This window comes from Buttiauxella brennerae ATCC 51605 (assembly GCF_001654925.1).
In the GTDB taxonomy this organism is placed as follows: Bacteria; Pseudomonadota; Gammaproteobacteria; order Enterobacterales; family Enterobacteriaceae; genus Buttiauxella; species Buttiauxella brennerae.
On the sequence record NZ_LXER01000020.1, the window covers coordinates 221800 to 241213 of the forward strand.

Annotated in this window: 22 protein-coding genes and 1 tRNA gene; 4 read left to right on the forward strand and 19 right to left on the reverse strand. The window is 48.5% G+C overall.

Features of this window, described 5'->3' with window-relative positions; all coding sequences use genetic code 11:
- Positions 1-4: 4 nt before the first annotated feature.
- Genes M975_RS12895 through ccmA form a run of 8 tightly spaced genes read right to left on the reverse strand, consistent with a single transcriptional unit; the run spans position 5 to position 6330 of the window.
- Entirely contained in the window at positions 5-1087 is a 1083-nt protein-coding gene (locus M975_RS12895) for a cytochrome c-type biogenesis protein CcmH (RefSeq protein WP_064559985.1), read from the reverse strand.
- A complete protein-coding gene (dsbE, locus tag M975_RS12900) occupies positions 1084-1641 on the reverse strand; it encodes a thiol:disulfide interchange protein DsbE (protein ID WP_064559987.1) in 558 nt (185 codons plus the stop codon). Before dsbE ends, M975_RS12895 begins: the two co-directional genes overlap by 4 nt.
- Positions 1638-3590, reverse strand: a complete 1953-nt coding sequence (locus M975_RS12905) for a heme lyase CcmF/NrfE family subunit (protein WP_064559989.1) — start codon at positions 3588-3590, stop codon at positions 1638-1640. The genes dsbE and M975_RS12905 overlap by 4 nt, the downstream gene beginning before the upstream one ends.
- Positions 3587-4066 (reverse strand): cytochrome c maturation protein CcmE, encoded by a 480-nt coding sequence (ccmE, locus tag M975_RS12910; RefSeq protein WP_064512792.1) that lies wholly within the window; start codon positions 4064-4066, stop codon positions 3587-3589. Before ccmE ends, M975_RS12905 begins: the two co-directional genes overlap by 4 nt.
- The gene (gene ccmD, locus M975_RS12915) at positions 4063-4275 is read right to left on the reverse strand and encodes a heme exporter protein CcmD (RefSeq protein ID WP_064559991.1); all 213 of its coding nucleotides are present in this window, start codon (positions 4273-4275) and stop codon (positions 4063-4065) included. Before ccmD ends, ccmE begins: the two co-directional genes overlap by 4 nt.
- Positions 4272-5009, reverse strand: a complete 738-nt coding sequence (locus M975_RS12920) for a heme ABC transporter permease (protein ID WP_064559993.1) — start codon at positions 5007-5009, stop codon at positions 4272-4274. The genes ccmD and M975_RS12920 overlap by 4 nt, the downstream gene beginning before the upstream one ends.
- 56 nt (positions 5010-5065) lie before the next feature.
- Positions 5066-5725 carry a heme exporter protein CcmB gene (ccmB, locus tag M975_RS12925; protein ID WP_064559995.1) on the reverse strand — a complete coding sequence of 220 codons (660 nt, stop codon included), beginning with the start codon at positions 5723-5725 and terminating at the stop codon, positions 5066-5068.
- Positions 5722-6330 carry a cytochrome c biogenesis heme-transporting ATPase CcmA gene (gene ccmA / locus M975_RS12930; protein ID WP_064559997.1) on the reverse strand — a complete coding sequence of 203 codons (609 nt, stop codon included), beginning with the start codon at positions 6328-6330 and terminating at the stop codon, positions 5722-5724. The genes ccmB and ccmA overlap by 4 nt, the downstream gene beginning before the upstream one ends.
- A gap of 206 nt (positions 6331-6536) precedes the next feature.
- Here ccmA and M975_RS12935 point away from each other — a divergent pair, with 206 nt between their 5' ends.
- Together M975_RS12935 and M975_RS12940 are read left to right on the forward strand one after the other, a co-directional pair.
- Positions 6537-7502: a formate/nitrite transporter family protein gene (locus tag M975_RS12935; protein WP_064559999.1), complete on the forward strand. Its 966-nt coding sequence runs from the start codon at positions 6537-6539 to the stop codon at positions 7500-7502.
- A gap of 203 nt (positions 7503-7705) precedes the next feature.
- Positions 7706-7780 (forward strand) — tRNA-Arg (locus tag M975_RS12940).
- 465 nt (positions 7781-8245) lie between these two features.
- On the opposite strand, the gene M975_RS22720 is transcribed toward M975_RS12940, so the two are convergent.
- The 10 genes from M975_RS22720 to M975_RS12985 all read right to left on the reverse strand — a co-directional run bounded on the left by M975_RS22720 (position 8246) and on the right by M975_RS12985 (position 15889).
- Positions 8246-8940, reverse strand: a protein-coding gene (locus M975_RS22720; RefSeq protein ID WP_157093379.1) for an IS1 family transposase whose coding sequence is annotated in 2 segments (ribosomal slippage) — positions 8246-8697 and positions 8697-8940 — 696 coding nt in all. Because the reading frame shifts where the segments join, the coding sequence is not laid out codon by codon here.
- 43 nt (positions 8941-8983) lie between these two features.
- Positions 8984-9205: a hypothetical protein gene (locus M975_RS22970; protein ID WP_157093380.1), complete on the reverse strand. Its 222-nt coding sequence runs from the start codon at positions 9203-9205 to the stop codon at positions 8984-8986.
- A complete protein-coding gene (locus M975_RS12950) occupies positions 9202-9741 on the reverse strand; it encodes a fimbrial protein (protein WP_064560003.1) in 540 nt (179 codons plus the stop codon). The genes M975_RS22970 and M975_RS12950 overlap by 4 nt, the downstream gene beginning before the upstream one ends.
- An 11-nt stretch (positions 9742-9752) precedes the next feature.
- A complete protein-coding gene (locus M975_RS12955; protein WP_083967890.1) occupies positions 9753-10247 on the reverse strand; it encodes a fimbrial protein in 495 nt (164 codons plus the stop codon).
- A gap of 12 nt (positions 10248-10259) precedes the next feature.
- Entirely contained in the window at positions 10260-10814 is a 555-nt protein-coding gene (locus tag M975_RS12960) for a fimbrial protein (protein WP_167350540.1), read from the reverse strand.
- Between the two features lie 9 nt (positions 10815-10823).
- The gene (locus M975_RS12965) at positions 10824-11402 is read right to left on the reverse strand and encodes a fimbrial protein (RefSeq protein WP_064560005.1); all 579 of its coding nucleotides are present in this window, start codon (positions 11400-11402) and stop codon (positions 10824-10826) included.
- Between the two features lie 28 nt (positions 11403-11430).
- Complete coding sequence (locus M975_RS12970; RefSeq protein WP_064560007.1) at positions 11431-12168, reverse strand: fimbria/pilus periplasmic chaperone; 738 nt, start codon at positions 12166-12168, stop codon at positions 11431-11433.
- Positions 12169-12219: 51 nt separating this feature from the next.
- Positions 12220-14751: an outer membrane usher protein gene (locus M975_RS12975; protein ID WP_245164420.1), complete on the reverse strand. Its 2532-nt coding sequence runs from the start codon at positions 14749-14751 to the stop codon at positions 12220-12222.
- Positions 14751-15302, reverse strand: coding sequence for a fimbrial protein (locus M975_RS12980; RefSeq protein ID WP_064560009.1), 552 nt, complete (start codon positions 15300-15302; stop codon positions 14751-14753). The genes M975_RS12975 and M975_RS12980 overlap by 1 nt, the downstream gene beginning before the upstream one ends.
- A 50-nt stretch (positions 15303-15352) precedes the next feature.
- Positions 15353-15889 carry a fimbrial protein gene (locus M975_RS12985; protein ID WP_064560011.1) on the reverse strand — a complete coding sequence of 179 codons (537 nt, stop codon included), beginning with the start codon at positions 15887-15889 and terminating at the stop codon, positions 15353-15355.
- Between the two features lie 452 nt (positions 15890-16341).
- On the opposite strand from M975_RS12985, the gene M975_RS12990 reads away from it, so the two are divergent.
- Together M975_RS12990 and M975_RS12995 are read left to right on the forward strand one after the other, a co-directional pair.
- Entirely contained in the window at positions 16342-16983 is a 642-nt protein-coding gene (locus tag M975_RS12990) for a helix-turn-helix domain-containing protein (protein ID WP_083967892.1), read from the forward strand.
- Between the two features lie 386 nt (positions 16984-17369).
- Entirely contained in the window at positions 17370-18719 is a 1350-nt protein-coding gene (locus M975_RS12995; protein WP_167350541.1) for a PglL family O-oligosaccharyltransferase, read from the forward strand.
- Between the two features lie 63 nt (positions 18720-18782).
- On the opposite strand, the gene M975_RS13000 is transcribed toward M975_RS12995, so the two are convergent.
- Positions 18783-19391 (reverse strand): helix-turn-helix domain-containing protein, encoded by a 609-nt coding sequence (locus M975_RS13000; protein WP_064560015.1) that lies wholly within the window; start codon positions 19389-19391, stop codon positions 18783-18785.
- Positions 19392-19414: the final 23 nt, after the last annotated feature.

A 19414-nucleotide genomic window follows, 5' to 3' on the forward strand; every position in this document is an offset into this window, starting at 1 on the left:
CCTGTTATTGTTTCTCTACGCTCTCAGAACTGGTGCCGTCTACACCCGCTTGTGCAACCTGCGCCTGCTCGATGCTTCTTTGCACCACAGCCCGACGCTGGTCATTTGCCGGTAAAACTTTCAGCATGATTTGCCATGCACCAATCGCTTCGCGGTAATTCTGTTGTTCGAAAGCGCTAAATGCCAGCAGGCTTAAAACGCGAACATTTGTATGGTCCGTTTTCAGTAACTCTCGCAGCAGATTCCCACCCAGTTGGTTATCTTGCGGCGAGCCACTACGGGTCAATACTTCAGCATAGCCCAGCTTTACATTACTGTTAGTGGGCGACAGTTTATACGCATGTTCAAAGGCTTGTGTAGCGGTACTTGCGTTATTCAGAACCATGCCTATACGTCCGAGCATCATCCAGCCCTCAATATTACCTGGTTCTTGTTGCAAACGCGTGCGTAAACCGAGACCGAGGTCGGCCATTTCAGCCATATTCAGCGGCTCGGCCTGCGGGTCTAAAGCACGCTGTAGCAATTGCGGCGTCTGACTTTTGACATTCTGCCAGGCTCGCACCTGCTTCCAGTCAGACGTTTTCAGATAAACGCTAACACTCACTACAATTAACACCACAGCACCGGGTGCGAAAAACCAGAAGTGGGCTTTCCTGGCTGCGGTTTGCAGCTGCGCACTTTCAGGTTCATCACTAAAATGGACCCGCCGTTTGCGGCTGCGCATCACAATCACACCCGCGCCGCCAAGAATAAACAGCAATGGCAGCACCCATAAGACGATAGTGGCAGGCGTCAACGGCGGTTCGTAGGTCACGAAATTGCCGTAGCGCTCGACCATGTAGTCGATAATCTGTTGCTTCGTTTTGCCCTGCTGCATCAACTCATAAACTTTCAGACGCATGTCAGAGGCAATCATGGCATTGGAATCCGCAATGCTGTTGTTCTGGCATTTCGGGCAACGCAATTGCTCGGTAAGCTGGCGGAACTGCTGTTCTTGCGCTTCGTCTTTGAACTGGAAAGTGTCTATTGCCGCAAACACATTAAACGAGAACAGGAATGCGATGATAATTAGCCATCCACGTTTCATGCTCCTGCCTCCTTGTTGTATTTATCCCACAGCGGTTTTAATTCCTGCTGCCAGACGCGATCGTTAAGATCGCCCGCATGGCGATAACGAATGATCCCTTTTCCGTCGATCAAAAACGTTTCTGGCGCACCATAAACGCCCAGATCTAACCCCAGCATGCCGTTGCCATCAAACAGGCTTAGCGCGTAAGGGTTGCCTAATTCATTCAGCCAGGTAATCGCTTTGCGGCGGTCATCTTTATAATTCATACCCACCACACGAACGCCCTGCGCTTTCAGGCCGTTGAGATATTGATGCTCTGCGCGGCAAGTTGGGCACCAGGTCGCCCAGACATTAAGCAATAAGGGTTTGCCGTCTGTCAGCACTGCCTGGTCATAAATTTTGCCGGGGTTTTCCAGCGACTCCAGGCGAAATACCGGAACAGATTTCCCCACCAGCGCCGACTCAAGATTCGTCGGATCATCGCCCTGCGCATTGCGTGCCAGTTGCCACAGTAACATTGCCGCCAATAACAAAAACAAAACGAGCGGGATAAATAATATTTTGCGGTTCATGCGGCCTCCAGCATGTTTTTACGCTGGCGGTAACGCGGGTCAAATAAACAGAACAGCCCACCGATCGTCATTAATATTCCGCCCATCCAAATCCAGCGCACAAAAGGTTTGTAATAGAGGCGCACCGCCCAACTGCCGTCGTCTAACTCTTCACCGAGTGCCGCGTACAGATCTCGCGTCACGCCACCGTCAATGGCCGCTTCGGTCATCATGGCACGGTTGCTGTTGTAGAAACGCTTCTCGGCATGCAGCGTAGCTTCAGGTTTGCCATTGCGCATCACGTCGATAATCCCCACGCCACCCCGATAGTTCGGGCCAGTGAGTTCATGCACATCGCGGAACACAAAGTGGTACTGGTGAATGTCGATGCTGTCGCCCGCTTTCATGCGCACATCACGCTCAATACTGTAATTCTGGCTAAAGGCGATACCGACCACCGTGACCGCCAGCCCCAGATGCCCGAACACCATGCCCCAGTGGCTGCGTGGTAATTTCCACAGCCCTTTCAGCAAGCCATAACGGTGTGTGGCACGGTCATAAACTTCGGTTAAGGCCAGCACAAACACCCATACCGCCATCAGTAAACCGACCACCGTCATGGCTTCAACGCGGTCTTGCATCAGCCATGGCAAAATCAAAGCCAGTGCGACGGTCACCACCACGGCAACCACCAGGCGTTTAACCAGCTTTTGCGGTTCATCACGACGCCAGCGTACCAGTGGACCAATCCCGAGCATCAGCGCGAACGGCGCCATTAGCGCGGTAAACATGGTGTTGAAGAACGGCTCGCCAATAGAAATGCTACCCAACCCCAGTTGCTTATGCACTAAAGGCAACAGCGTTCCCAGCAACACCACCAGCATCGCGGCAATCAGCAACACGTTATTGCCGAGCAAAAATGACTCCCGCGACCACAAACTGTTGCCGACGCGCGAACGGACTTTGCTGCCTTTTACCGCATACAGCAGCAGCGAGCCGCCAATCACAATCACCAGGAAGGCGAGGATAAACATGCCGCGCGCCGGGTCAGAGGCAAAGGAATGCACCGAAACCAGCACGCCCGAACGCACCAGGAAGGTGCCGAGCAAACACAGCGAGAATGCGGTAATCGCCAGCAGCACCGTCCAGGCTTTAAAGCTGCCGCGTTTTTCCGTCACCGAAAGCGAGTGGATTAACGCCGTGCCTGCGAGCCACGGCATAAACGAGGCGTTTTCTACCGGATCCCAGAACCACCAACCGCCCCAGCCCAGCTCGTAGTAAGCCCAGGCCGAACCTAAAACAATGCCGATGGTTAAAAATGACCAGGCTGCCAGTGTCCACGGGCGAGTCCAGCGTGCCCAGGCAGAATCGAGTTTCCCGGCCATCAATGCGGCAATAGAAAACGCAAACGCCACGGAGAAACCGACGTACCCCATGTACAACAACGGAGGATGGAAGATCAGCCCGATATCCTGCAACAGCGGGTTCAGGTCGCGCCCTTCGACAGGGAAGTCAGGCAGCGTGCGGGTAAACGGGTTTGAGGTGAAAATGATAAACAGCAGGAAGCCGAAATTAATCATCCCCATCACCGCCAGCACGCGGGCAACGGCATCTTGCGGCATGCTACGGCTAAACAGCGCGACGGCAAACGTCCAGGCACTGAGCAGCAACACCCACAGCAGCAAAGAGCCTTCGTGTGCGCCCCAGGTGGCAGCAACGCGATACCACACCGGTAGCTCGCTGTTGGAGTTATTCGCCACATACAGCACGGTAAAATCGTTCACCACAAACGCATTCACCAACACCAGGAAGCAGGCACACAGTGTGATAAACAGCGCCCACGCCAAAGGGCGTGCAGAAGCCATCAACCGTGAGTCATTTCGCGTCACTCCCCACAGCGGGTAAACACTGAGTAACAATGACCAGCCGAGTGCCAGGCAAAGCAAAAAACTGCCAATTTCTGGCATCATGAGGCGTTATCCTTGTAGGCCTGTGGAGCGCGTTGGTGATTTTTTTCCATCGCTTCTTTTACTTCCGGCGGGGTGTAATTTTCGTCATGCTTCGCCAGCACTTCTTTCGCTTCAACCCTGTTACCGGCTTCAAACACACCTTGTGCGACCACGCCTTGCCCTTCGCGGAACAGGTCCGGCAAAATGCCAACATAGCTGACATCCACCACCCCGCTGGCATCGTAGAGTTTAAATGTCACTTTCAGCGTCTGGTTATCACGCTTCACACTGCCAGGCTGAACCATACCGCCGACGCGCAAACGCTGCCCCACTTCTGGCAACTGGTGGCTTTCACCTTTGCCATACAGAATTTCACTCGGCGTATAGAAGAGATCGATGTTGCTGCGTAACGCGTACAGCACCAGCGTGATCGTTAGCCCCAACCCCACCAGCACAGAAAGCGCCAGATATAATCGATTTTTACGACGCGTATTCATTCAGTTCCCTCTGCGTGACGTGCGGCCTGGATTCGTCTTTCCCGTGCCTGTTGGCGCGTGACTGAATTTAGAATGGTGCGATGCTGCAACCGGGTATGCACCACCAATACCAGCAATGGGATAAAAGTCAGCGCGACGGCAAGCCAGACGTAAAACGCATAGCCACCCATGGCAAAAAAATCACCCCAGTTTAAAAATGCGCGGGTCATGCGTTTCTCCCTTTATTCGCCAGCTCCATAACCCATGGGCGGCGCTGTTCCTGAAGCAAAATTAGGTTACGCAAACGCATTAACGTCAGCGTGGCAAACAGCATCAGGAAACCGAAAATCGTCAGGCGCAATGGGTTGCGCATGGAAGGGTCAATACTTTGCTGCATATTGGTTGAGCCCTGGTGCAACGTGTTCCACCACTCCACCGAGAAATGAATAATCGGTAAGTTCACCACGCCCACCAGCACCAGAATACCCGCAGCACGCCCGGCAAGGCGCCGGTCGTCAAAGGCGTTATACAGCGCAATCACGCCGATATAGAGAAACAGCAACACCAGTTCGGAAGTCAGACGTGCATCCCACACCCACCAGGTGCCCCACATTGGTTTGCCCCAGGCAGAACCGGTCACCAGTGCAATAAAGGTAAACACCGCCCCCACCGGAGCCATTGCCGCCACCGCGAGGTCAGACATTTTCATCTGCCACACCAGGCCGATAAACGCCGCCACAGCCATCGAGCCATAGATGCCCATCGACCAGATAGCCGCTGGCACATGAAGATACATAATGCGGTAGCTCTGGCCCTGTTGATAATCTGCGGGTGCAAAACCAAAACCCCATATACAACCGACCACTAACAGCACCGTGCTGATAATCGCAAACCACGGCACCAGACGCCCGCAAAGCTGATAAAGCCGCTCGGGTTTAGCGAGCTGATGTAACCATTTCCACATAATCGTTGCTCACAAAAAAGTTGCTTGGGTGGATGTTACAGTGACATCCGACAAATCTATTGCGTACTTACGCGTAGCGCAGCCGCCGTTGCAAACGGGCTTAACGTCGCACTGCCTGCAAGAAGCGCACCAAGGATGGCCATATAACCGTCAACGGGAAGATGCATGGAAGCTGCGTCCATTGCGGCGGTAGCAAAAATTAACAGCGGGATGGTCAGCGGTAGCACCAACAGGCTCAGCAACACGCCGCTACGCCGTAAACCCACCGTCAGCCCCACACCCGGAGCACCTAAGAAACTCAGTGTTGGCGTGCCAAGCAGTAGCGTCAATGCCATGACTTTCCAGGCGTAAAAATCCAGCCCCAGTAACAGTGCCGCCAATGGAGAGAGGATCAGCAGCGGCAAACCCGTCACCACCCAGTGAGCGGTCACTTTCGCTAACACCACCATCGGCAAAGGGATTGGCAACAACATCAACTGCTCAAGCGAGCCATCCTGAAAGTCATCGCGAAACAGCCGGTCCATCGCCAGCAACGATGCCAACAGCGCTGCAACCCAAATCACGCCCGGCGCAATGCGCGCCAGCAGTTGTGGCTCAGGGCCAATTCCTAGCGGAAACAGGGTAATAACAATCAGAAAGAACCACAGAGGGTTGGCGATTTCTGCACCTTTGCGGAACACTACACGCAATTCATGCAAGAAAATGCGGCGCATCATGCCCGTTTCTCCTGCAAATGAACCTGACGAACATTGCCCACGGCCAGCGGCTGGTGTGTGGTGAGAATCACCATGCCACCATTTTCAGTATGACGCTGGAGTTGGCGGGTCAGTTTTTCCACACCGGTGACATCAATGGCGGTAAAAGGCTCATCCAGAATCCAGAGCTTTTGCGTACTCAGCCATAAACGAGCCAGCGCGACACGGCGTTGTTGCCCGGCAGAAAGCTGGTTAACAGGAAGATCTTCAAAGCCTGCCAGACCAACCTCAGTAAGTGCTTGCCAACGTAGAGATTCCGCACTGTTAGCGTGGTAGAAACTGAGATTTTCAAATGCGGTCAGAACGGTTTTGATACCTGGCTGATGCCCGAGCCACAACAAATCCTGATGATATTGATAGCGCATACGGGACAGCCCTTCCCCTTGCCACTTAACCTCGCCCTCTTCGGCCTGCGCAAGGCCCGCCAGGATCCGTAGTAACGACGTTTTCCCGGCCCCATTTTTCCCGGCGATTTGCACCATTTCACCTGGTTGTACGGTGAAAGACAACTCGCTAAACAACACGCGGTCGTCACGTACACAGGTCAGGTTAATCGCATCAAGCATTTGAGGAGCCACTCCTTGTCTCGGGGAAACAAAATCATAACACATCATAGGCTTTGCTCCAGATGGGCTACCGCATCTGCGGTACTCCAAAAGAGGTAAACCTCACACCTGAGATCAAAATTAAGTCGATTTCCCCCGCGCCACAGGGAATCAAGCCAAAAACCGCTACGCTTAAAGGAACAGTTAACGGGTGAGTGGCCTACAGAATGGATGAACTAAAAGAAGATAAAATCGATAAATCCACCGATGAGATTGAAGTCGAAAGTGATGAAAAAGACCATGGGGAGAAGATAGAAGTCGATGAAGAGCAACTGCCGTCACGCGCCATGGCTATCCATGAGCATATCCGTCAGGACGGTGAAAAAGAGCTGGAACGTGATGCAATGGCGTTGTTGTGGTCAGCGATTGCGGCGGGCTTATCAATGGGTGCATCGCTGCTGGCAAAGGGGGTTTTTCACGTCAATCTTGAAGGCGTGCCCGGTAGTTTTTTACTGGAAAACCTCGGCTACACCTTTGGCTTTATCATCGTCATCATGGCACGCCAGCAGCTATTCACCGAAAACACAGTCACCGCTGTGCTGCCGGTGATGCAAAAACCTACCGGGCCAAATTTTCTGCTGTTGCTGCGTTTATGGGGCATGGTGCTGCTGGGCAATATGATAGGCACCGGGCTTGCCGCTTATGCGTTTGAATATATGCCGATATTTGATGAAGAAACACGCGATGCGTTCGTTTCGATCGGTATGGACGTGATGCACAATACACCGGGCGAGATGTTTGCCAACGCCATCATTTCCGGCTGGATAATCGCCACCATGGTGTGGATGTTCCCTTCTGCGGGTTCGGCAAAAATACTGGTTATTATCATCATGACCTGGCTGGTCGCACTGGGTGATTTAACCCATATCGTGGTTGGCTCGGTGGAAATTCTCTACCTGGTATTTAACGGCACCATCCACTGGAGCGAATTCTTCTGGCCGTTCGCCCTGCCAACGCTTGCCGGCAACATTTGTGGCGGCACGTTTATCTTCGCACTGATTAGCCACGCACAAATCCGTAACGATATGAGCAACAAGAAAAAAGCCGAAGCGAAGGCTAAAGCCAAGCGCAAACAGGAAGTGGAGGATGGTAAAGAAGGCGATGAAGACAAAAAGCAGGCGCGGCTCAGGTAAAACTGGTTACGTTTCAGGCAATCAGCAGGCGTGCCCCTTAACTCAGACCTAAAAGCGGGTATACTGTGCCGCGCAATGCCCTAAATAGTTCGAATTGTGGGTAGGCGGCAAAAGAACAAATCTCCAGGAGCTTACTTGAGTAAGTGACAGGAATTTGTGAATGCAGCCAACACCCCCACAATTTGAAGTATGACGGGCATTAGGTCCTCTTAGTTAAATGGATATAACAAGCCCCTCCTAAGGGCTAGTTGCAGGTTCGATTCCTGCAGGGGACACCATTTCTTAGTTATCTGACATTTCCCGCCGTAACCAAAACCCCGTAAAAACCAGCGTCAAAGCCAATCCTTTATTACCCAACGTGAAGTGACTGCACCATTTTTCCGTGGGCATATTGCGGGCATAGTTAAAAATGACCACGGAATTATGCCCACATGCTTACGGTAAAACAGATAAACAAAAGGAAAAGTCTTACCGCTACATTCGACTAGTTTTGTCTGATAGACATTCTCAGGCGCGACGATATCACCATTAAATAACAATGCCACCCCAATATTCGCATTACTTTTGGTGATAACACCTGTTTATATAAATCCAGTCACTGGCATGGCAATAAGCATAACATTGACATATTGTGTAACTGGATTATTGCAATGACATGCTAACCATTTGTTTGCCAAAATTTTTTAAGACGCCGCATTCGCAGTAGAATGCAAAAACGTTCTGCGAAAAGGTAATGACTCCAATTAGTAGAACATGTATTTTTCAATGAAGGCCCCGATGACTTTTTCATGCAGCTCAACAGAGCATGAGAAGCAGATAGTTTTGCGAGTGAGCCTTTTGATACGTGTGCGCAGAGTCAGGTTATTGCGTTCAATGCGCTGAGTGAAAATTTTGCCGGTCAGATGCTTATCCTGCGGCACTTCTCTGGTATAGCTACCCCAGTTATCGCTGGTTATCATGCCTATAGTGAACGGTGACAGCAGCGCAAGTAATTCCCGGCAGGTCTCATCGGTCCGGGGGCCGAAAGTGTAGGCCAGGACGCCGCCGTTTTTGGTGTTATATGCGTACCACAGCCAGTGTTGTTGGGCCTTGCCGACGACGACCCCCCATTGCTCATCGAGTTCGCAGATGAGCGCCACATCAGCATGAGCTACAGGAGACGAAGTTATCCTGCGGGGCGTGAGTTTTTTAAAGCACGGATGACGGTGTTTATGCCGATTTTCAGCACTCTGGCAGTATCCCGGACACCGGAGCCGTTGAAAGCCATCTCAACAATCTGCTCTTTCACCCCAGGTTTTCGGGCTTCGTAGGTGTATGTGAGCTGAAATACCCGATGGCAATCACGACAGCGAAACCTGTCATAGCCTTTCGAACTTTGGCCATGCCGATAAACCAGATCAGACTGACAACGGGGGCAATGAACATTAACTCTGGCCATGAGCAAACCTCAAAAGCCCGCATTGTACATCAGATTCAACCAATTAGAGACACCACCCCATGGGGTAATAAGGGGCGCTCATATTACCAAAGTCAAATGTTGCAGTTGTGCCAGCTTTCGAATCATTAAAACTACCAGCAGAAATAGTAATGATGAAAGATACTAGCGGAACACTCCAGCAGGTTCCATTCGGCTCAGCCATTGGCTTAACATTTATAAATAAAAAACAAAAGCAAGATAATAATAATTTATTTTTAACATTCATTCATATTCCATCTCAAACGTTGCCGTCGCGCTAAATTCGCCCAACGTAATTGCATTGTTCGTTATCGCCGTAGAAGAAGCCTGGACGAAAGCCTGAAATGAAATCTGGTTGTCACCGTCATTGAGGTTTGCCAACTCGCTGGCTTCGTTCAGCGGCAGCGGCGTTCCGTCAGCGTTGGTGATGGCCACGGCGACACCTGTGGCCCCTGAGGTAGCATCAAGCGCCAGCAGGCCAGGCTGGTCGCTGTCCTCAACGCCGCGGAAGATAAAGCTCACCGTTTTTCCCAATGACGTATCACAGTCCTGTAACAATATAGTAAAACTCTGCTGCGAGCTGCGACCATTGGTATAAAGATATTTATCAATAATTGTGCCAAAGTCGGCGACGATATTTTCACCCTGATCACCCACTGCCAGCGTGCAAGGGTCTTCAACCAGAGTGCCGTCAAAATCGACGACTGAATCAGCCTGGCTTGATGTAGAAGTGATAGCTAACGCAAACGCCAGCAATGCTGCCGACAGAGAATTTTTATACATGATTGCCTGCCTCAAGCAACATTCACCACCAGCGTAGCAGTGGCATGAAAAGGTCTCGCAGTTAAATCAACGCCAGCTTTTTTTACCGGCACGGCGGTGAGCGCAGGCAGCGAGGGATAGTTGATCGCAATGTCAGTATTGAGATCCAAAGCCTCACCATTTATCTTGATTTTAATTGCCAGGCCGTCTGCGTCAGTTGCTACGGCATTTTCATCAAAATCAGATACGGTGCTTTTAACATTCAGTGTTAATGCCGGATTAACATCGCTACCCATGTTATTACAGGTAATCGCAAAAGGAATGGCGGTCTCATAATTAACACCATCCACCTTTTTAACGCCCACGTTATTAAATTGTACTTTAACTTCTTGATCCTGATTGACCTGGCATTGTACTACCACCAGAGTACCGTGAAAGTTAACCTCAGAATCGGCGATCACTACTTGGGGATTAATAAACAACAGCCAGAAAAAGCTTTGCTCGAAAAAAAAACGTAATTTATTCATATTATCGCCTTATTATTCGATTCGCATAATCAGCGTGCCGGTGGTTGAGAAATCACCACCCTGCAAATTAGCGAGCTTACTTTTTACCGGAACAACAGTCAGGTTAAGTGGTTCATCATAATTAATATTCCCCCAACTGTTGATATCCATAGCATCAGCACCGTTGTAGATTTTAATACCCAAACCATCAATATTCGTTTTTAACGCCGCACTGTCAAAATCAGTTGCAGTCCCTTTAAGGGAAAATTGCATGACAGCTCCTGGATCACCGTCACAGGTAACTTTCACTGGTAACACTTTGGTATCGTAGGTTTTTCCATCAATTAAGTCAGTACGTACATCACTGCCAAAATCAACAATAGGGCTTGCCTGATCATTGTTAATTTTACATGGAAATGGAGGAAGAACAGTACCTGTAATATGCACTGCTGTTCCGTAACCATCGGCAGTTAATTTTACACCTGCGGCTATAGGGCCATTTGCCCAGGCAATATTCATTGCTCCGGAAAAGATTAAAAATAACCAAACGAATGATACCAAGTAAATAAACCGTTGTTTCATCATCATTATCATTTATCAGTAGTAGTGGATTTTAAAATCTACCATGGCATGAAACGGGCCCAATACCAGTTTTTCACTGGTACGTTCAATGGCAATGTTGTATTTCAGCATATTCTGACCACTGTTTAAAAACAGCGGTGCGGTAAACTCACCTAAATGCACTACGTGGTAACGGTCATCCTTGAGACGCAACCCCACACCATGTATCCCTTTTACCTGAATAAGGTCTGGGTTGGTCCCGTCATTTGCAGAGACAAATTCCATATACATCACCGGTTGGTCACTGGCACCGGAAACGGTACCATTGCTCTGGTTGGTCAAACGCGAATCAGAAGACAGACAGTGGCGCAAGGTTAAGTCAAACTCCACCCTTGGCCCCTGATCGCCAGGTTTGCGAAGTTGGGCGTTATTGATAACCCCCAACTCTATTTCCTGAAAGTCGGAGACCATATCCAGCATGCACGGGGATTCGGTCATAATGCCATCGACATTTATTTGCCCATGCTGACCGTCGACCTCACCGGTATCGACTGTCTGCGCCCGTAATACTGGGCTGGATAACATCATGACCATCAAAAACATCCCTGCGCGCATAGCGGCAACTCCTGGCCTTATCACCCGTTTATTCCACTTTGTTGGCAGTAACTTTGCATTCGCTGCCACTACAAGCGAAGTGCAAGGTTGGGCGACCACCGTAGTCGTTAATGTAGGTAATCACAGGTGTGCTCCCCAGATTTGCAGCACCCAACATGGCAGTGCTTTTTGGTGCAATCATAACAGGCTTAAATTTGTTACCTGTGCTGGCACTGCTGGCGCGGGCATCAACTAAAGTGACGTAATAGGCGCTTGGATTAGTCACTTTATAACCGTCACCTTGTTTAGTCAGGGTCAGATCATTTTGCCAGGCACTGGCGATATCATCCTTTTTAGGAATAATAGCGGCCGGGCGATAGAACATTTTCACGCGAGTCTGGAGCGCAAGCTGCAATACGTTTGGTTTCTCACTGCGCGGCGGAATTTCACGCAGGTTGAAGTAATATAAGGTTTCACGATCCTGCGGCAGGGTATTAATACCCGCTAGCGTCTGGATCTTCACCTGGCTTTTCGCTCCAGGTTCCACACGCTGCACCGGTGGCAAAATCGTCAGCGGCCCGTCAATTTTTTGACCCTTATCGTCTTCAATCCAGGCTTGAGCCAGATACGGCAGATGTTGGTTTTGATTTTCGATATTAAGGCTTAATGCTTTTTGGTCGCCGTTAAAAATAACACGCGTGCGATCCATAGAAATCGCAGCATAAGACTGTGAAGAAACAGCCATACCAGCCAACAATAAAAAACTCACTACACGTTGCTTGTTCATACATTACCTGAAGATTCGGGCGCTAAGCGCCGGTTACAATTAAAAAGTTTATCAATTCACCGAACTTACACAAGGCAGCAGTAAGTTGGCCGCAGAGCCATCACTGTTCTCACTCTTGAGTACTTTCGGAAGTTGTATTTCACACTGCTGATCGCCATCCCAGGCAACGGTCATTTTTGCATTGGGAGTCATACCAGTGAGGTAAACCATCCCATTGTCGTTCACGATCCCCGTTTCACGCTGTTCCGCATTCTGAACAGTCGCTCCAAATGGGGGGAATGAACCATCTTGCAGGCGTATCACCGCCATCATTTTCTCACCGGCAATCACGTCAAACTTGCGATAGCCGATAGCACCTTCAGTGAGGGTTGCCTGAGTTACCGACTTCACGGCTTCAACATTGTCCGAAAGTTTCGAAACGTCAATCGAGGCATTGGTACGATAATAGCTATTGATCCCTGAAATCACCGCTTTACCAAAGTAATTCGAGTGACTTGTAGCTGTTGAGCCTTGTATAGGTACTCCAGCCACGCCACTGGTGTCGACCATCAAACGAGTTTCCCCTGGTGAGCCAATACTGTGTAACGCCGCACCATGTGTCGTTGCCGTCATCCCGCCAGCCATTGACAAGCCCGCAGAGCTGTAATCACCTTGCGCATACGCCGCCGTGGCCGTCATTTTGGCCACATCACCATTATGGGTGTAATACCCGTTAAACGAGGCATTATTCTCAGCACCCACGCCGGCTGAAAGACTATAATTATTATTATTATCAATGGTTTTGTTATAGCTAACGTTCTGGCTGCTACTGTCTGCGCTGGTCTGCCCGTTGTAACTTAGCGACGCGCCGTCACCCAGTGGCACACTCAGGCTTAAATAGAAGGAATCATCCTTCGTGCCCTGATAAACGGAGCGATATAACGATGCGTTAACACTCACATCTTTAATACTGCCGATATCAAAGTACTTCGACACTGACACGCTGAAACGGTCATCTGCCGGGCTATCCCAGTAAGTCTGGTGGCTATAGTTGGCATATATGCTGATACCGACATCTTTAAACTGCTTATTAAATGTCACGGTATACATCTCTTTGTCGCTATAGCTTTCATTGTCGCCATAACGTGCATCGAGATAGTTATCCATGCTCATAAATTCTTTTTCTGAGAAGCGATAGCCCGCAAAGGTAATCTGGCTATCGTAATCATCAAAACGTTTGGAATAACTCACACGGTAAGAGTTACCACTATGAGTACCATCATCGAGTTGCGCATTCGAACGCGTAATGTCGAAAGACAACGCGCCGAGGATTAATAAATCACGGCCAATACCGATTGATGCTTCGTTATATTCCCCGGAACCTAACAAGCCGCCATACAGTGACCAACCGTTATTGATACCCCACGAAAACTCACCCGTGCCAAATACCGGCCCTTGTGAATGGTGGTCAGTGTCATCAGGTTTGCCTGCCGCGGCTTTAAAACGCACGGAACCTGGGCGCGAAAGGTATGGAATACTAGCCGTATCCACCTGAAACGTTGACGAAGTGCCATCTTGTTCATCGACGGTGACATCCAGTTTACCGCTTACCGCATCGTTCATATCCTGAATACGGAATGGACCCGCCGCGACTTGTGTTTCATACAACACGCGCCCTTTTTGCTTCACCGTTACTTTGGCGTTGGTCTTTGCCACACCCACAATTTCAGGCGCATAGCCACGCAGATTAGGCGGCAGCATATTATCGTCAGACTTAATACTGGCTCCGGCGAAACGGAAATTATCGAACAGATCGGAGTCGAGGTAATCTTCACCCATGGTCAATTTTGCATGAATGGATTTCAGCGCCCGATAGGCATAGTAACGACTCCAGTCAAATGATGAACTTTCGTCACTGCCACTGTCCCCACCTGAGTATTTCTGTGCTTGCCAGTCGGCACGTAAACGCCACGGCCCAAAATTCGCGCCAGTTGTACCATTACCACTGATATCCGTGGTGGCAGCCCCTGACTGAGGGCGATTGCGCTGAGCGTTCACGTTGTAATCAAACAATGCACCCGCCAGACCATCGTCCCATAACGCAGGGGGATCCCAGTTTTCCGCGGTATATTCAAGGTAGGCTTGCGGAATGCTTAAATACAGGGAGTTAGTCCCCAGATCGCTTTTAGCTTGCATTCCTTGCAAAGAAGTGAGATCAAGGCATTTGCTATCATTCCACCAGATCAGTTTATTTTGGTATTCTTCTTTTAGACCTAAAAATTTAACTTGATCGGGTGCAAGGCACACTACACTGCCTTTGGCATCATCTGGCGGTGCCATATAAATCACAGGTTGGTCGGTGACCACCTGTTTATTGATATGAATATCCATTTGATAGTTGCCCGGCATAACAAAACCTGCCCGAGCAAACTGGGAAATATCAATATTTTTTTGATCTTTTACATCCAGCACATCAGTATTAAATTCAACTGTATCACTAGACCAGGCAGGAACGCTGTGCAAGAAAAGGCTAGTAAGAATAGCCAACGGTGACAAACGGTGCAGCGTTAAGAACGTGGTCATCGCCAAATTTTTGTTAGCCATTAGTAATATTCCAGTTGGTATCTTATTACCGTGTGATAGCTCCCTGCCTGTAACGAATTGTTATCTTTCTGAAGACGGAGTCGGTAATTGAGAACAATACTTCCTGCATCGATAATACCTGCGGGCATAGCTTGCCCTGGCAATGCAGAATTCCCATACTCATCTTTAATGTAAAGACCAAAACCACGAGCATCACCATCAAGCCCAAATAAATCACCATCGATGTAATTACCATCAAAGGTAACACTAAAATAACTCCAGTTAGGTTGTGTTTTGCTGGAAGAAACTAATGTGCAGTTAATTAACTTAATAGCAAAAGGCGTTTCACTACCATGGCCAAACTGCTGTATTTCAGCCGCTGAAATCACACCAAGATTTAAACTCTGATCCTGGCTATTGGTGTCAATGGCACATGCGGAACCAGTAATGGACCCCGATAATGTGGCACGACCATGATCTTGATATCCACCAACACTGCTTTTGGCAGTGCTGATGGATATTAAAGGCCAGAACAGTAATTGCGCTAAAGCAAGTCGTTTTACGTAATCCATTACCCTGGCCTATTTACAAGTGAACTCTATGACTAAGTAATACGACTGACTTAGTTGTAGCTCAGAGTAAAGTTAGCAACGCTTGTGAACGAACCTGGGACGATAGCTGCAGATGCACCTGCATCACCTTGCAGGAACGCTGCGAAGTCCATTTCGTTGCTGCCGTCAACCAGTGGGCGAGCTACGGATGCTTCACCCAGTTTAATCGGGCTACCCGCGCCATCAATCAGAGCAATACTTGCACCGCTTGCAGAACCGGTGATGCCCAGCAGTTCCGCGTTACCGGTACTTGGTGAACCACTGAAGGTCACAGTCACGCCATCAGTCAGAGTCGATACGTCGCACTGAGTCAGCAGAATTTTGAAATCTACTGGCTCTGAACGGCCACCGTCTTTCAGCGCTGCGTTAGAAATCGCACCCATTTTAATGGTCTGGTCAACAGAATCTGGATCGATTGAACATGGAGCATCAATGATTGAACCAACAAAATGAACAGTACCGTGACCTTGATCTTTAACTTCAGCGTGTGCCGCTGTTACTAAAGTCATACCCAGGCTCAGAGCCAAAACAATTTTAGACATTTTCATTAAAAGCAGTTCCTATACATGTATAAACAAAATCACTGTGTCACTATTTAATAAGCAAATCAGGATTAACAAATATAGAAACAGAACGTTTTATCCTTTCCATTTATTTAGTCCATCCATGTTGAATATTAAATACTGAGCTTCTTTACGACTAAATCGTGAGATGTATAATAGCGATTATTATAAGCAGGGCCATGCAAACCCTGGTGCTTTTCCGGACTCTAAATCCTGAATCGGACTGTAAATCCAAAATAATGGAAAGAATATTGTTGTGGTCATTTTTATTTTAACTCAATTTCTATAAAAAAATAACACCTTGTCCTTTCCATATAAGCAGGGAAGATATTTCTCATTTATTTCATCCGTTACTTATCAGAATGTTCTATAATTTAGATATGATTTCATTAAAATTCATATAGAATTATCGTTCTACTTGATGTGCTGAGGATGTAATGGATAAACAGTTTAGTAGTCTTTTGGACGTCGACATACACTACTCTACAGCCCTGGAGAAACTTTTCTCAGCATTAATGCCTCTGGCTGAAAAGAAGAGACTGAAACGCAACGACGTGTTCCTGGACTTTAAACAGGATGATGAGCAGCTACTGTTGATTGAAACAGGCAACGTCGGTTATTACCGCAAAAGCGATCGCTTGCTGATTCATGAAACTCAGGCGCCGGCCATTCTGGGGCTGGCACATGCGTTTCAGAAAGTCGATGTCATTGCGCAGGCCCACACCTCAATGGTTGTAGGGTATATATCCAGAGAAACCGCACTTAAAATTATCGATCAGAAAGGTCTGTGGCGTGAAGTAGCCGTTGTGTTGGGGCGAATTATTAAAGGCTATATGGTTCGGGATACCAACATGGTTGCCCAGGACGCTTATCATATCGTTAAACACCATCTTGGGTTATTGATGGCGTTAACAATCGAAGATCGCTACGCCATTACGGCGGCAAAATTTATCACCAGCCGGACCATGCTTTCACGCAGTCGGGTGATGGAGATCCTAAAACAACTCGGTGCCGGAAACTACATTACTATCAAAAATGGGATATTAGTGAGCATCGAGAAACTGCCTGATAAATTCTGACATTAATAACTGACAGATTTATATAGAAAATAAAAACCTGTTCATGCTGCTGAAATGATCAGGTTTTTTGCTTAGCAATACTTTTATGCAACTTTTACCTGAGCAATAAAACAATGTTAACCAATAAACGTTTAACCTACAGCGTGGTCTTTTTGATTAGCTGTTATTTCATGATTCTTATGCATATTTACGCCCCCAACATGGGTGGCTTAGGTTTGAAACTACCTGGCAATATTTTATGTTGGGGTATTATTTCCCTAGTTATTTTTATTGCCGGAATTTCATTATTTAGCTTACCCGCACACGCCCTACCCCAATCATTGAAACTCTTTATTCTGGGTGGCATCTTGTTGAGCCTACCCGCATTTTACACTTCACAAGTTGTCTTGAGCACTGCCCTTATTCGCCTCGCCGGCTTATGGGGCGGGATCGCGCTATTTTGGGTGTTAATTCAGTTACGTTTTAGCTCACAGCAAAGAAAGTTTCTGCTGTTAAGCGTGTTGGTTGGCGCGTTGATAGAGTGGGGTATCACGCTCTGGCAGCTCAAAACACACAGCTATGATAACTGGATGGAGTTCGTTCCCGGGACGCGCCCATACGGTATTTTCCAGCAAATTAACGTGCTGGCTAGTTTTCTGGCCACCGGCTACGCCATCGCATTATGGTTTTGCCTGAATACAGCAAACCGCCTGCTGACAAATTTCTGCCGCATCGCTGTGGTTATGCTGCCTACGATGTTGGTGATTCTTCAGTCACGGGTGGGCTACCTTGGCTGCGCAGCGGTATTTGTCCTGCTGTGTGTCGTTTATCGCCACCAGCCCCGCAAAATCTTGCTGCTACTCGCCCTCTCCCTTTGCGGCGTGGCTATCGGCGAATTATTGAAGAACAGCCACTGGCTGGCACCCTTAGTGGCAATTGTCGATAAAGAAGGCTCGAACAGCGAACGGATTTACATTATGAAGTCCGCTATTGAAATGATTCGCCAGCGCCCAATTATGGGTTGGGGTTATGGCCATTTCGAATATGTTGTTGCAAGAGTGTCCCCACAGTTGCTTCATCATACGTTCCCATACCCCATCCCCCACGCTCACAATGAGTTTTTATTTGGTTGGGCGGAAGGTGGTATTGCCGCTGCGGCGGGCATGCTGGCCATCGCTGCGGGCTACCTTACGCTGATAAAAGGTAACAACCGCTACGCATTACCCTTGTGGGCACTGAGCCTGCCGATTGCACTGCACACCATGACCGAATACCCGCTTTACCAATCGGCAGCTCATTGGCTAACGCTTATTCTGTTATGTCGCCTGTGCATCAGTGAACAACCAGCAGAACTCCCGCAAAAGAAAACGTACAAAGTCGTGGCCGCAGCGGTGGTCAGTATATCCTTCTGCGCAGTGGTCTTTTTTGCCAGCGGTTTTAAAACCCACCAGGTGCTGACTGAATTTGAACGAACAGGAATGAAAAATTCCGCCCCTGTTGCGCAGTTGATTAACCCGTGGGTTCAGTGGGAGCGCTACAACTACGACCGCCACGTCGCGATGCTGCTGCAATTTAATCAAACTCATGACGCCGCATTACTCGATAATTTCTATCGTTGGGGCAGCGAATATGTCGGCCAACATAACGACCTAAATGTTTATCGCTCTTTAATTTCCATTGCCCGCCATCAGCATAATGATGCTGATGAGCAAAAACTAAGAGAGCAGTTAGCTATCATCAAACCGGGATCCAACTAGCGCTGAACTTTGCACATGCATAGTGAACACTGGATTAACCAGGTGCCTGGCGGTGTCTGGTTATTAAAGATCGGTCACGGATAAAAGCTTTCCGCGATGGAATCGAATACACCCCTGGGCCACAAGATCCATGATCGTTTTTTGTACCGCACTTCTGGAAACATTGTTTCGGGACAGGATAAATTCATACACAGATGTGGCATTTCTTTCCGGCTCACTAAGCGCCCAGATTTTCTTTAAATGCTCAACAACGATCTCCTTCACCGAAGGCTTATTGACCATTTCGCTCTTCGATAAAAACAGATGTAAATATTTTCTGATAACGAAAAAGGCATGTGGCCAAAGTGCCTTTTCATTAAACAATTCAAAGGCAGATTCAGAGTCCAGCACCCACATCGAGCATTCCGTTTTGCACTGAATATAGTGTGCACCGCCCTCTCCTTTCATATTACCCAGCCCGATAACCGCCGGGGCTTTAACCGTAATAGTCAGTAGCCCATCATCAACACGGTGAACCGTAATGGCACCGGTTTTAAGAAAAGCCACCTGGTTTGCCTGAACTAACTCAATGCGCTGTTCCATTTTTCTAATGGCAAAGTAAGACTGGTCACATTTTTCTATTTCATCACCGATGATCTTTACCGACTGAGTGATATCCGTGCGACTTTTCATTTTCTGATGACTCCTTTTTTAAC

Excerpts from the sequence above, each read along its gene's own strand:
- M975_RS12895 (WP_064559985.1), bottom strand. The coding sequence starts at position 1,087 with ATGAAACGTGGATGGCTAATTATCATCGCATTCCTGTTCTCGTTTAAT.
- dsbE (WP_064559987.1), bottom strand. The coding sequence starts at position 1,641 with ATGAACCGCAAAATATTATTTATCCCGCTCGTTTTGTTTTTGTTATTG.
- M975_RS12905 (WP_064559989.1), bottom strand. The coding sequence starts at position 3,590 with ATGATGCCAGAAATTGGCAGTTTTTTGCTTTGCCTGGCACTCGGCTGG.
- ccmE (WP_064512792.1), bottom strand. The coding sequence starts at position 4,066 with ATGAATACGCGTCGTAAAAATCGATTATATCTGGCGCTTTCTGTGCTG.
- ccmD (WP_064559991.1), bottom strand. The coding sequence starts at position 4,275 with ATGACCCGCGCATTTTTAAACTGGGGTGATTTTTTTGCCATGGGTGGC.
- M975_RS12920 (WP_064559993.1), bottom strand. The coding sequence starts at position 5,009 with ATGTGGAAATGGTTACATCAGCTCGCTAAACCCGAGCGGCTTTATCAG.
- ccmB (WP_064559995.1), bottom strand. The coding sequence starts at position 5,725 with ATGATGCGCCGCATTTTCTTGCATGAATTGCGTGTAGTGTTCCGCAAA.
- ccmA (WP_064559997.1), bottom strand. The coding sequence starts at position 6,330 with ATGCTTGATGCGATTAACCTGACCTGTGTACGTGACGACCGCGTGTTG.
- M975_RS12935 (WP_064559999.1), top strand. The coding sequence starts at position 6,537 with ATGGATGAACTAAAAGAAGATAAAATCGATAAATCCACCGATGAGATT.
- M975_RS22970 (WP_157093380.1), bottom strand. The coding sequence starts at position 9,205 with ATGAATGTTAAAAATAAATTATTATTATCTTGCTTTTGTTTTTTATTT.
- M975_RS12950 (WP_064560003.1), bottom strand. The coding sequence starts at position 9,741 with ATGTATAAAAATTCTCTGTCGGCAGCATTGCTGGCGTTTGCGTTAGCT.
- M975_RS12955 (WP_083967890.1), bottom strand. The coding sequence starts at position 10,247 with ATGAATAAATTACGTTTTTTTTTCGAGCAAAGCTTTTTCTGGCTGTTG.
- M975_RS12960 (WP_167350540.1), bottom strand. The coding sequence starts at position 10,814 with ATGATGATGAAACAACGGTTTATTTACTTGGTATCATTCGTTTGGTTA.
- M975_RS12965 (WP_064560005.1), bottom strand. The coding sequence starts at position 11,402 with ATGCGCGCAGGGATGTTTTTGATGGTCATGATGTTATCCAGCCCAGTA.
- M975_RS12970 (WP_064560007.1), bottom strand. The coding sequence starts at position 12,168 with ATGAACAAGCAACGTGTAGTGAGTTTTTTATTGTTGGCTGGTATGGCT.
- M975_RS12975 (WP_245164420.1), bottom strand. The coding sequence starts at position 14,751 with ATGGCTAACAAAAATTTGGCGATGACCACGTTCTTAACGCTGCACCGT.
- M975_RS12980 (WP_064560009.1), bottom strand. The coding sequence starts at position 15,302 with ATGGATTACGTAAAACGACTTGCTTTAGCGCAATTACTGTTCTGGCCT.
- M975_RS12985 (WP_064560011.1), bottom strand. The coding sequence starts at position 15,889 with ATGAAAATGTCTAAAATTGTTTTGGCTCTGAGCCTGGGTATGACTTTA.
- M975_RS12990 (WP_083967892.1), top strand. The coding sequence starts at position 16,342 with ATGGATAAACAGTTTAGTAGTCTTTTGGACGTCGACATACACTACTCT.
- M975_RS13000 (WP_064560015.1), bottom strand. The coding sequence starts at position 19,391 with ATGAAAAGTCGCACGGATATCACTCAGTCGGTAAAGATCATCGGTGAT.